This is a genomic window from Phycisphaerae bacterium, from assembly GCA_012729815.1.
Taxonomy (GTDB): domain Bacteria; phylum Planctomycetota; class Phycisphaerae; order JAAYCJ01; family JAAYCJ01; genus JAAYCJ01.
The window spans coordinates 58,094-70,024 of sequence record JAAYCJ010000174.1; the positions used below are offsets into that span (position 1 = coordinate 58,094).

The 11,931-nt window shown below is 63.0% G+C and carries 6 protein-coding genes; 2 read left to right on the top strand and 4 right to left on the bottom strand.

Going from position 1 to position 11,931, the window contains the following annotated elements:
- Window positions 1-10: 10 nt before the first annotated feature.
- Window positions 11-253 carry a zinc ribbon domain-containing protein gene (locus GXY33_11595; protein ID NLX05775.1) on the bottom strand — a complete coding sequence of 81 codons (243 nt, stop codon included), beginning with the start codon at window positions 251-253 and terminating at the stop codon, window positions 11-13.
- Between the two features lie 897 nt (window positions 254-1,150).
- Here GXY33_11595 and GXY33_11600 point away from each other — a divergent pair.
- Entirely contained in the window at window positions 1,151-2,428 is a 1,278-nt protein-coding gene (locus tag GXY33_11600; protein NLX05776.1) for an ABC transporter substrate-binding protein, read from the top strand.
- Window positions 2,429-2,484: 56 nt separating this feature from the next.
- Window positions 2,485-5,187: a response regulator gene (locus tag GXY33_11605; protein NLX05777.1), complete on the top strand. Its 2,703-nt coding sequence runs from the start codon at window positions 2,485-2,487 to the stop codon at window positions 5,185-5,187.
- Between the two features lie 9 nt (window positions 5,188-5,196).
- Here the strand turns inward: GXY33_11605 and GXY33_11610 are convergent, their stop codons facing one another.
- The 3 genes from GXY33_11610 to GXY33_11620 all read right to left on the bottom strand — a co-directional run bounded on the left by GXY33_11610 (window position 5,197) and on the right by GXY33_11620 (window position 11,850).
- Entirely contained in the window at window positions 5,197-7,137 is a 1,941-nt protein-coding gene (locus GXY33_11610) for a hypothetical protein (protein ID NLX05778.1), read from the bottom strand.
- A gap of 684 nt (window positions 7,138-7,821) precedes the next feature.
- Window positions 7,822-9,783, bottom strand: coding sequence for a sialate O-acetylesterase (locus GXY33_11615; GenBank protein ID NLX05779.1), 1,962 nt, complete (start codon window positions 9,781-9,783; stop codon window positions 7,822-7,824).
- Window positions 9,784-9,876: 93 nt separating this feature from the next.
- Entirely contained in the window at window positions 9,877-11,850 is a 1,974-nt protein-coding gene (locus tag GXY33_11620; protein ID NLX05780.1) for a 9-O-acetylesterase, read from the bottom strand.
- Window positions 11,851-11,931: the final 81 nt, after the last annotated feature.

Sequence of the window (11,931 nt, forward strand, 5' to 3'; positions counted from 1 at the left end):
CACTCCTCGCTCAACCGTTGCCAAACGGGCAGGTCCCGCCGTCACAGCAGGCCGTGCCGGTCGGACAGCTTCCCGTCGCCGCACAAGGAGCCTGTGACGATGAACCACCCGAGCCGACCCCGAAAACACTGAACTGCTGCGGGGCGGTGCCCCCGCACTCCGGGCACTTCTCCCGCGAATTCTTGCTCATCTTCGCCTTCAGCAACTCAAATTTGTGGCCGCACTGGCCACAGAGGTACTCGTATATCGGCATAAAAACTTCTCCCACGTCGGTGACGCCGGATCCGACAGTTCCCGAATAATGATAGCTTCAGACAACAGCACCGGCCAGAGCAAAATCCGCTTCAGGGCCAAAACCCGCGGATCACGCCCCTCCACGACGCCCAACCCGCCGGCATCCCGCATGGAGTCCGAGAATTGCCACATGGAGCACTCAACCGTGGTAGCTGAATTCCGGGATGGCGCAGCCCATCCTCGGCTTGTGCATTATCGGTCTTTCCCTCCGTTTCGAAACCGCTGCGGTCTTCCGCAAATCCATCCCGGCCGAGACCCGCACCAACACGGAAAACGACTCTCTCTGGCCCCAATCACGATCATGCCGTCAATAATGGAAGAACTCCGGCCGCGCGGCAACCACTTCGTTCGAACCAGTCACCAACACATGTTCATCCGCCGCTGAGCGGGAACCGCACCCCAACCACACGTGCCGCTCTCATAAATGACGACTGAAATGGTCGTTACGATGGCCACGAGATCGAACACTCTACGGCATCAATCTCGATCGCTAATTTCTATCATGCAACACCACACGTCAAGTGCTATACACAACGAAAACACCGTACAGTACGACTTTGTGAAGGGGTTGCCGGACAAGAACTCCGTCCAAGCCGACTCTCGTGCGAATCATCCACAAGCCGGCAAAGCCCACCTCCGCCCACTAAGGTTGTATCAACTATCTTAATCCATCCGCCGATATTGTATGTTGGCAACCCGGTGCTGCTGACACCAACGCACCAGGCGCCCAGGCAGCATAAATGAGTTAATCGCGTCTTAACACTGATCGATGACGCTGTCCAGCGGTCGACAGGCAGACGGGCAAGGTCGCTCTCTTTACCGCCGGGACCCCGCGCGACCACCGAAGGAAAGTACGATGAAGCAACTCATACCATTTGGCTGGAGCTTTTTTTTCCTACTGCTGAGCATCCCTTCCTACGGCGCCGAACGGGATTCAATTCTGGTGGGTTGTCCGCTCCCGCTGGACGCCTCCTACGGGCAGAACGGGCTGCGCGGAGCGACGCTGGCCGTCGAGCAGATCAACGCGGCGGGCGGAGTAGTGCTTAACGGCCTGCACCTGCCAATCAAGCTCGAGGTCTTGGACACAGGCGATCTGGACCCGAACGTCTCGGAAAGCGAGGCAATGGCCGGAATCGAACGGTTGATCACTGAGAAGAAGGTGGACGTATTGGTCGGAGGGCCCGCCCGATCGGAGTACGGCGTAGCGGCGATGGACGTGATAGCCCGACACGACGTGGTGCACCTGGCCGCCGTCGGTTGCTATACGCCCACGTGGGACATGAAAAAGTTCGCCTCGGACCCGAAAAAATACCGCCGGTCGTTCCGCATGAGCGGCAGCATCGCCTGGTACATCGACGAGACGAAAGGACTGCTGGTTCACCTGAAAAAGGAATATGGTTACAAGAAAATGTTCATCCTGACCCAGGACGTCCTGATGTGCCGTGACGCCGCCGAACTGGTCAAGAAAGCGGCGGTCGAAAACGGCTGGGAAATCGTCGGACAGGAATCCAATCCGACTGAAACGACGGATTTCTCAGCCAGCCTCACCAAGTGCAAGCGATCGGGAGCGCAGGTCCTGTTCCTCTGGAGTTACAGTCCGAATACGGCATTCCTGTTCGAGCAGTGGCGGACCATGGAAATCCCGGCCCTGCCGCTGGGCTTCGTCGAAGCCGCTGAGGATCCCGATTTCTGGAACACCACCAACGGAAAATGCGCGTACTCGGTCATCACGCTCTCCGAGGCGGGAACCAGCCCCTCGGACGTGACGCCGCTGTCGAGGAAGTTCTACCAAGCCTACGAAAAACGCTGGAAAACCCCGCCGCGAAGCACCGGATCGGCGGCCGCCTACGAGGCCGTCTTCGCGATAAAGGACGCCGTGGAGCGGGCCGGCACGCTCGAAACGGATTCGCTCATCGAAGCCCTGGAACAGACGGACCTTCAGGTCGTTCGGGGCCGGCTCCGTTTCGACCAGAACCATCAGAGCGTGTTCGGCTACGATCCCAACACCGCCGTGCTCGGAAACTGGGCCCAATGGCAGGATGGGCAGCGGGTAACCGTCTGGCCCCTCGCGGCCAGGACCGGAAAACTCAAGATGCCGCCATGGCTCCAATGGTGGTGGCTCAAGACCCGCTGATCGCGAACCGGTGGTTGGAGCGTCCTGAGAGGACAGACAAAAACGAGGACACACACATGAGAAGGGCCAGCATCAGTTGGAAGCTCTCCGCAATCACCGTTACCGCCTTCACACTGGGCTTTCTGACGCTCGCCGTCGTCAACATCCTGGAGTTGAGGCGGGCCTACAAAACCGGTCTGGAAGAGGAAGCCCTGGTCATCTCCCGGCATCTGCGGGGCGTGATCTGCAGCAACCTCGGCGACCTGCCCCTCGACGGGTTCACCGGCATGAGCTCCTATCTGCAGAGCCTGGTCGAACCCAATCCCCATTTCGGCTACTGCTTCATCGCGGACCGGACACAGACCATCCTCTACCAGCATCAGAAACAGGACGCCGCGCCGTTCGATCCCGCTTCCGCAGGCGATCTGGACTTTGCCGCCGAGACCGACCAGCACATCAATCCGATCGGACCGTACTATGAGATGGTCGTGCCCATCGTCTGGGAGGCAAAGGTGATCGGAACCATCCATGTCGGCATCCCCCGCAACCAGATCGATGCTCTGGTCACCAAAGCCGTCGTCACCAACGTGGCCGTGGGCCTGCTCATCCTCTCGAGCGCCTTGTTCCTGCTCTACTTCCTTCTGACACAGTGCGTCACCCAGCCGATGGCCAGCCTGGCCCATCGGATCGAGGCGATCAACCGCCATTTCAACCTGGTTCGCCGGAACGAGGACCAGGAGGAGGGCGACGAGTTGGAGCGGTTTGCCCGGTCGCTCAACATCATGGGACAGGAACTGGAGCAGAAGACCGTTTCCAAGGACTACGTCCAGAACATCATCGAGAGCATGAGCGACGCCCTCTTCGTGCTGAACAACCGCGGAACGATCGAGACCGTTAACGAAGCGGCGTGCCGGCTGCTGGGCTACAGCGAACCCGAACTGCTCCATCGACCCCTGCTGGATTTCGTGCAGACCGAGGAGGACCTGTCCTGGAAAACGGTTCTCGCCACCATGGCGGAGGGAGAGAAAACCCGCAACCGCGAAACGCGGATCAGAACGCGAAAAGGCGAGGTTGTTCCCGTGTTCCTGAGCTGCGCCGCAATGAAGGACGCCGTCAAGGCCACCACCGGCGTGGTCTGCACGGTCAAGGACATCACCGAATCGAAGCGGGCCGAGGAGGAACTGCGCCAGGCCAAGGAGACAGCCGAGGCGGCCAATCGGGCCAAGAGCGAGTTCGTCGCCAATATGTCCCACGAGATCCGAACGCCTATGAACGGGATCATAGGAATGACCGAACTGGCCCTCGAAACCGAGCTCACGGAGAACCAGAGAGAATACCTCGACATGGTCAAACGGTCGGCCGACTCCCTGCTGGGAGTCCTCAACGATATTCTCGATTTCTCCAAGATGGAGGCCGGCAAACTGGACCTGTGCCCCATCGACTTCAACCTTCACGACCATCTCCACGACACCATCCGCCTCCTCAGCGAGCGGGCGGACAAGAAGGGGGTCGAACTCGTCTGCCGGATTCTCTCCAACGTCCCCGAATGCCTCGTCGGCGACCCCGATCGACTCCGCCAGATCGTCGTGAACCTACTCGGAAACGCCGTCAAGTTCACCGAACAGGGCTCGGTGGTCGTCCAGGCCGCCGTCGAGTCACAGACCGAAAAGGAAACGGTCATCCACTTCACCGTCGAGGACACCGGCATCGGGATCCCTCCGGACAAGCAGGCGCTCATCTTTGAGGAGTTCTCCCAGGCCGATGCGTCGATCACACGACGCTACGGAGGGACGGGGCTGGGCCTGGCTATCTCTTCCACGCTCGTCCACATGATGGGAGGGCGAATCTGGGTCGAGAGCGAAGTGGGCGTCGGAAGCAGGTTCCATTTCACCGCCCGCCTCGCCCCATCGCTCGCCGCTCCCGCCTCCGCCAAACGCGAATTCGATGACGTCGAACCACTGCGGAACCTCGAGGTCCTCGTCGTCGACGACCACCCGATCAATCGCAGAATACTCGTCGAAATCCTGACCAACTGGAGCATGAAGCCCTCCGCCGCCGGCAGCGGTCCGGAGGCGATCAATCGCCTGGTCCAGGCCCAACGGGCCGGACGCCCGTTTCCCCTGGTCCTTCTCGACGCCTGCATGCCCGACATGGACGGCTTCGCCGTCGCCGAGCGCATCAAGAACGACCCCACGCTCGCCACCGCCCGCATCATGATGCTCTCATCCTCCGCCCGGCAGCAGGACCTCCTCCGCTGCCGCGAACTCGGCATCGCCGTCCACCTGACCAAACCCATCAGGCAATCCAGTCTGCTGCAGGCCATCCTCCAGGTCTTGGGGCTTGCCGGCAGAGACGCCAAGACCTCCTCCGCTCCGGAACTCACCGCCCCAAAAGACCACCCCCCCCTCCGAATTCTCCTGGCGGAGGACAATCCGATCAACCAGAAGCTCGCCGTCCGAATCCTCGAGCGATGGAATCACACCGTCCTCGTCGCCAACAACGGCCGCCAAGCCGTCGAAGCGTCCGAAAAAGAGCGGTTCGACCTGATCCTCATGGACGTGCAGATGCCGGAAATGAGCGGCCTCGAAGCCGCCGCCGCCATCCGCGAAAGGGAAAAAGCCACCGGCGGTCACGTGCCCATCATCGCCATGACCGCCTGCGCCATGAAGGGAGACCGCGAACGCTGCCTCGAGGCCGGCATGGACGGGTACATCTCCAAGCCGATCCGCGTGAACGATCTGCTCGGCACGATCGACGAGGTCGTTCCCGTGCCTCGATAGCTTCCCGCTCTACCGGTCCAGCGAACCGTAACTCTGCCGTATCGCGTGGTACGCAGGCTTCAGTTCCAGGTCGTAGCTGATCACCGCGTCCGAGACCTGCGGCCAGCAGTCGCAGAGGTTCCACAGCAGCAACCCCCACGTCTTCGGCTCGGCCCCGTAGTGCTCGATCCACCACCGGCAGGCGTCGGCCTGAATCTTCTGGGTCACCTCGATCATCTCCTCCAGGCTCCTGGGCTCCGGATACCCGTTGTTGCGGACGCCCTCCAGAACCTGCCCGACGTCGCGATAGAAGCGCCAGCGGTTGGTGTCGCTGGAGTGATAGTACCACAACGGATGACTCAGCGGCCACTGACGCTCCGCCGGCATGAACGAATCCACCGTCTTCTTCGACGGCAGGGAGATCCGGCCGATCTCGCTGACGAAGTTCGGCGGCCCGTCGGTGTAGAACTTCTCGTCGTGGCGGATCGTGTGGTTCCACAGGTGGCAGTCGCCGAACCGCGGGTCGTTGGAATGACGGCCGGGCGCCGAAAACGGACTCGACGGCACGTACGGCCGACCGCCGTCCAGCCGGCCAACCACCTCCGGCAACACCTTGTGCGAAATCAGCGTGCCCGACTCGACCCCGCACAGCCAGTCCACCTCGTTGTCGCCCGACCAGACCCCCATCGACACATGCCCGCGCTGACGGCTGACCACCAGTTCCGCCTCGCGGCGGACCAGCTTCAGGTACGCCTCGTCCTGCGGATACAGCGAGCAGGCGAACATGAAGTCCTGCCAGATCAAAATCCCCTTCTCGTCGCAGGCCGCCCAGAAGTGCTCATCCTCGTAGACGCCCCCGCCCCAGACCCGCATCATGTTCACGTTCGCCTCAGCCGCCAGCCCCACAAGCTTCCGCGTCCGCTCGCCCGTGAACCGCCCAAACATCGCGTCGTACGGCGTCCAGTTCAGCCCTTTGGCGAAGTAGTCGCGGCCGTTGATGGTAAACCGCAGGCCGATCCCACCGTCGTCCCGCGGCTCCTGAAGCATCCGCAACTCGCAGACGCCGAACCGCCCCCGCCGAGTATCGAGGTGATGGTTCTCCGCGTCGTGCAGCTCAGCGGTAAAATCGTGCAGGTGCTGATCGCCCATCCCGTTGGGCCACCACAGCTCCGGCTGTGCCATCTCGAACGGAATCACCACGTCGTTGAGCCCGCCCGTCACGTCCACCGTCGTATCGACGCTGGTCCCGCCGTAGCTGCCCGTCACCCGCGCCTTGCCCGCTTGGCCGTGCCAGTCGACGGTCAGCACCGCCTCCATCGACGCCCGGCCACCCTTGACCGCGACCGTCCGCGCCCCGGCGTACAGGATGCGCCCGCGGTCGACCAACTCGATCCGCGCCGGACGCCACGGCCCTACCGTCACCAGACGCGGGCCGATGTCCCAGCCGTAGCTGATCTGGGCCTTGCGGGTCCGCGTCCGCTGGAGCGGAGGGTGTTGGCACGGGTCGCGGTCCGAAAAATCACACTCGAAGAGGGACGAACCGAACCGGATCATCAGTTCGACCGGCCGATCCGCGCGAAGGTGTGAGGTGATATCCACCCAGTACGGCACGAACATGTTCGAGTGTTGCCCGACCCGTCGACCGTCGATCCACACCGTCGCGAACGTGTCCAACCCCTCAAAGTGCAGCAACGCCCGCTGGCCGTCGGGTATCTCCACCGGACCAATCGGCCGACGGTACCAGAAATCCACCTCCTCGCACCAGCGGTAGTGGTCCAGATTGTCAGCGAAGAACGGATCCTCCACCAACCCATGCCGGTGCAGGTCCGCCTGCACGCTGCCAGGCACCGTCGCCTCACGCCAGACCCGCCGCCCCTGCTCCTCCGGCGTCAGAACCTCGCGATCCTTCGTGGCATACTGCGTCCAGGCAAACTCCCAGCCGTCGTTCAACTCATAGACCCGCGTGGCCATCGATCATCCTCATCACTTGTAGTCTCAAAACGACCGCCCCTCCCGGGGCGCAACGCAAGGATGATACCGAGAACTCCCAGCCATGAAAAGCCCTAACCAACCAATCAGACACCTTTGCCGTTCGCCGCCTTCGCAACCCCCCACCGCCCACATTCCTGGCCCATTCCCTGCGTTCCTATAGGAATTCCTGGCGGCGTTTCCACCTGCGCCTCCAAAACCGCCCATTTGCCTTTAGGTCAAACCCATGATATCTTTATCCGGCGGGAACCACCCCCATCCCCGCCCGCGCGTCGCCCCACGCGACGTTTGACAACTCAAGACCCTCCGGCCGCGGGAAGGCGATTTCCTCCCGTTCACCCGATCGCGACAAATCGCACAATCTGTACAGAATCCCGCGAAGAACCGCTCCCCGACCAATCGTACATTCTGTACAGAGCGCACATCCAACCGCCAGCCGGTTCACTGGAACTCCCGAGCACCGGACTCGCCCACGACGGGGGGCCGCGCAGATTTGACAATTTGTACAAAACCCGCGCATCGGCAACGTCCTGTAGCCACCATCCCGAAATCCTGGACTGGTACGGACCGCACGCTTTGTACAAAACGTACAGCCCCCTCTTCCCTGATCTGCCCGATCCCGGATCCCCAGGTCTTTTCCGCGTGTTCCGCGTACTTCGTGCCGTCCTACCAGCGGTCGGTTCGGAACGGCGAAGCGGGCAGACCGGCATGGTTGTAGAGGTTCGCCTCCGGGTTGTCAGCCCACGCGTAACGCACCGCCGCCGGCTCAGCGATCTGATCGTTCCAGACCACCACCCGATCGCCCTCGATCGTCGCCTCAGCCCAGACGAACTGCCGGTCCGGCCCGGCAACGGCAAAACCCACCAGCTTCTCACCTTGGGCCGCTAAGCCGCCATCAACGTGCTTGAAGGTCAGGTATGCTTTCCCGTCACGGACCTCCATCGCCTCGAAGACCGGCCCCGAGAACACCACGTCGCGTCCGCAGGCCACCGCCTCGGCCGCCAGGGCCAGACGCCGCCCCACTTCCTTCTTGTTCGTCGGGTGAATGCTCACCGCGTCGCCGATATCGATCGCCACCGCCATCGCCGTGTTCGGGACCTTGAGCGTCTCAAGCTGCGCCTCGCGAATTCGGGCCCAGCCCGAATCGGTCGGCTGATCGTGCCGCGCCATGTAGTTGGCCAACTGCACGAACAGGAACGGAAACTCCCCCTGTCCCCACGTCCGCCGCCAGCCCTCGATCATCGCCGGGAAAAGCACCTTGTAGTGCTCAGCCCGCCCGACGTTGCCTTCGCCCTGATACCAGATCGCTCCGCGAATCCCGTACGGCACAGCCGGGTAGATCATCGCGTTCCACAACGCCGTCGGGCTGTTGACCCGGCCCGGCGGGGCCGGTGAAGCCGGCTTGGCCAGCTCTGGGTGCTCCGGCGTAAGCGCCGCCGCCACCTTGTACTTCCATTCCCCATACAGCCCGATCGGCTGTGTCCCCTCAGCCCCCTGCAGCCACACCCGCATCTGCCAAGCCGGACCCATGAACCCGCCGTTGCCGAAATGGTCGAACACCCGGATCGCGATCGTATTCGTCCCTTCCTTCACCAGCCGCCCGGGCACCACGTACTGCCGCGCCGCCTCCCAGGAACAGAACGTCTCGGTCCCGGTCCGGCCGATCTCCGCCCCGTTCCAGTACGTGATGTCAAAATCGTCAACCGGTCCCAACTCCAGCAGCAGGTCGCGACCCGCCCACTCCGCCGGCAAGGTCACCTGCCGACGAAACCAGACGACCCCGTCGATCTCGCCCGCCAGGTCCTCGATCTTCCGCGGCAGTTCGCCCGTCGCCCACTCGCTGTCGTCAAAGTCCTCCTTCGCCCAACCCTGCGCGAAACCCGCGTTGCCCGGATCGCTTCGTTTGGTCGCAGCCTCCCACTCGGCGATGGCCCTTTGATATTCCCGCACCACACCCGCCATGTCCGTCCGCATCCGCATCAACTGCTCGTGCATCGGATGCAGTTCCGGATAGCGCCCGAACGCCTCCAGCGGCGTCCACGTCTCGGCGTTCGTGCCGCCCCAACTGCTGTTGATGATCGCCACCGGAACGTCGAGTTTCTCACGCAGCTCGCGGGCGAAATAGTAGGCCACCGCCGACATCCACGTGATCTTCTCCGAGACCGCGGGCGTCCACCCGGCTTGGAAATCCTCGACCGGCTCCGCCGCGCCGCGGTACGGCGCGAAGAACAGCCGCAGCTTCTCATCGGTCGCCGACGCGATCAACTCCTGCCCTTCCGGCAGTTCCTTGACCGCCATCGCCATGTTCGACTGACCCGAAGCCACCCACACCTCGCCCACCAACACGTCCTTATACGTCAGGCGGCTGCTGCCCTCGATCTCCATCTCGAACGGACCGCCGGCCTCGCCCGACGGAATGGTCAGCCGCCACGACCCGTCCTTCCACGCCGACGCCGACGCCTCATGCCCGCGAAACCGCACCGTCACCGTCTGCCCGGGTTCATCCTGCCCCCAGACCGGCACGGCCATCTCCCGCTGAAGCACCATCCCCTCTCCCACCATCGAGGCGGTCCGCACCTCGCCCAACGCAACGCCACCGACCATCAAGATGATCAACAACTTCTTCATAGGCGTTCACCCCATACGAGTGCAGGCGCACGGATACATCACCCCAACACCCACCTCATTCTGGCTTCTGACTTCCGGCTACTGGCTTCTTCTTTACCAGCCGTCGGTCCGGAACGGCACCGCCGGCAGGTCCGCCTCATTATACAGGTTCGCCTCCGGGTTGTCCGCCCATGCGTAGCGAACCGCCACCGGCTCGGCCACCTGGTCCGACCAGACGATCACCTTCTTGCCGTCGATCCTCGCATTCGCCCAGACGAAATTGCGATCCTCGCCCGCCACCGCGAAACCCTTGAGCTGGTCGCCCTTGACGACCAGACCGCCGCCGACGTGGTCGAAGCTCAGGATCGCCTTGCCGTCCTTGACCTCCATCGACTCAAACATCGGGCCCGAATAGACCACCTTCTTGCCGTAGACCTTCGCCTCGGCCCACAGCGCCAGGCGCTTGCCCACGTCCTGCTTGTTCTTCGGATGGATGTCCACCGCGTCGCCGATGTCGATCGTCACCGCCAGACCGGTGTTCGGGACGCTCAGCGTCTGGGTCTGAGTCTCACGCAGCCGCGCCCAAACGGTGTCCGTCGGCTGATCGTGACGCGCCATGAAATTGGCCAGTTGAACGATCCCAAACGCAAAATCCCCCTGCTGCCACGCATCGCGCCACGACTCGATCATCGCCGGCAGCAGCAACCGGTATGCATCATAGGCGCCCGAGTTCGACTCGCCCTGGTACCAGATCGCCCCGCGGATCCCGTACGGGACCAGCGGCCAGATCATGCCGTTGAACAGCACCGTCGCGGTGTTCGGATTGTTCGCCCCGCCGGTGCCCGGCTTGGCGTCGTTGGCGGTCGCGACGATCACATGCTCGACCTGGTACTTCCACGGCCCTTCCAGCTCGATCGGCTCGCCCCCCTCGTCCGAAAGCGACATCAATCCAGCCGCGCCGTTGATCCCGCCGCCGCCGAAATGGTCGTAGGCCCGCACCGCAATCGTGTTGGACCCGGCCTTCACCAGGCGGCCCGGCACCGTGTACCGCCGCGGCGACGCCCAATACCCCGGTGTCTCGCTGCCCGTCGAACCGATCTTCTCACCGTTGAAATAGGTCACGTCGTAGTCGTCGACCGGGCCAAGCCGCAGCGTCAGGTCCTTGCCCGCCCACACTTGGGGTACCTCCACCGTCCGGCGGAACCAGACCGCCCCATCCAGCGTCCCCATCCCTTCCACCATCTCCCAGGCCACCGGCAGGTCCATCGTCGGCCACCCGCTGTCGTCAAACTCCGGGGCGGCCCAACCCTGCCCGAAACCCTTGTTGCCCGGATCCGCCCGGCCGGTCCGATGCTCCCACTCGGCCACAATCTCCTGCTCCTTCTGCAAGAGATTCTCCTGATCGCCCAATGTCTGATCCAGAAGCTGAATGTCGGCCCCGTACGTCCCGAGCCTCACCAGATGCTCGCGACTGGTCCAGGCCTCGGCCCGCGTGCCGCCCCATGAGCTGTTGATCAGTCCCACCGGCACCTTCATATCCTTGTGCAGCGTGCGGCCGAAGTAGTACGCCACGGCGGAGAAGTTTCCCACCGACCCGGGCGCGCAGCGGACCCACGTGCCGCCGATCTGCCCGTCCGGCGTGACGGTCGGGCGCATCGGCACCGAGAACAGCCGAATCTCCGGATAATCCGCCGCTGCGATCTCTTGCTCCGCGTTCAGCGACGCCACCACCGACCACTGCATGTTCGACTGCCCCGAAGCCACCCACACCTCACCTACCAGCACGTCACGCAGCACGATCGTGTTCTTGCCGACCACCTTCATCTCGAACGGTCCGCCCGCCCTGCCGGACTTGATCTTCAGGTTCCACGAGCCGTCCTTCCAAGCCGTGGCTGTGGCCTTCTTGCCGCGGAACTCGACCGTCACCGTCTCCCACGGATCAGCCGTCCCCCAAACCGGCACGTCCATCTTCTGCTGGAGCACCATGTGGTCGGTAAACAGCCCGTGCAGTTGCACGTCGCCAAATGCCGCGCCCGCCAAACCGAAGGTCAATAGTGCCGCCGCCATAGCCCAAGCCCGTCGAAACATACCCTACTCCTTATTCAGTTGTGCTGGAATGAAGTCAACGTTTTCTCACCAATCATCCGTACGAAAAGGAACGGCCGGCAG

Bases quoted from the DNA above. Each gene is read 5' to 3' on its own strand.
- GXY33_11610 (NLX05778.1), bottom strand. From the start codon at position 7,137: ATGGCCACGCGGGTCTATGAGTTGAACGACGGCTGGGAGTTTGCCTGG.
- GXY33_11620 (NLX05780.1), bottom strand. From the start codon at position 11,850: ATGTTTCGACGGGCTTGGGCTATGGCGGCGGCACTATTGACCTTCGGT.
- GXY33_11605 (NLX05777.1), top strand. From the start codon at position 2,485: ATGAGAAGGGCCAGCATCAGTTGGAAGCTCTCCGCAATCACCGTTACC.
- GXY33_11595 (NLX05775.1), bottom strand. From the start codon at position 253: ATGCCGATATACGAGTACCTCTGTGGCCAGTGCGGCCACAAATTTGAG.
- GXY33_11600 (NLX05776.1), top strand. From the start codon at position 1,151: ATGAAGCAACTCATACCATTTGGCTGGAGCTTTTTTTTCCTACTGCTG.
- GXY33_11615 (NLX05779.1), bottom strand. From the start codon at position 9,783: ATGAAGAAGTTGTTGATCATCTTGATGGTCGGTGGCGTTGCGTTGGGC.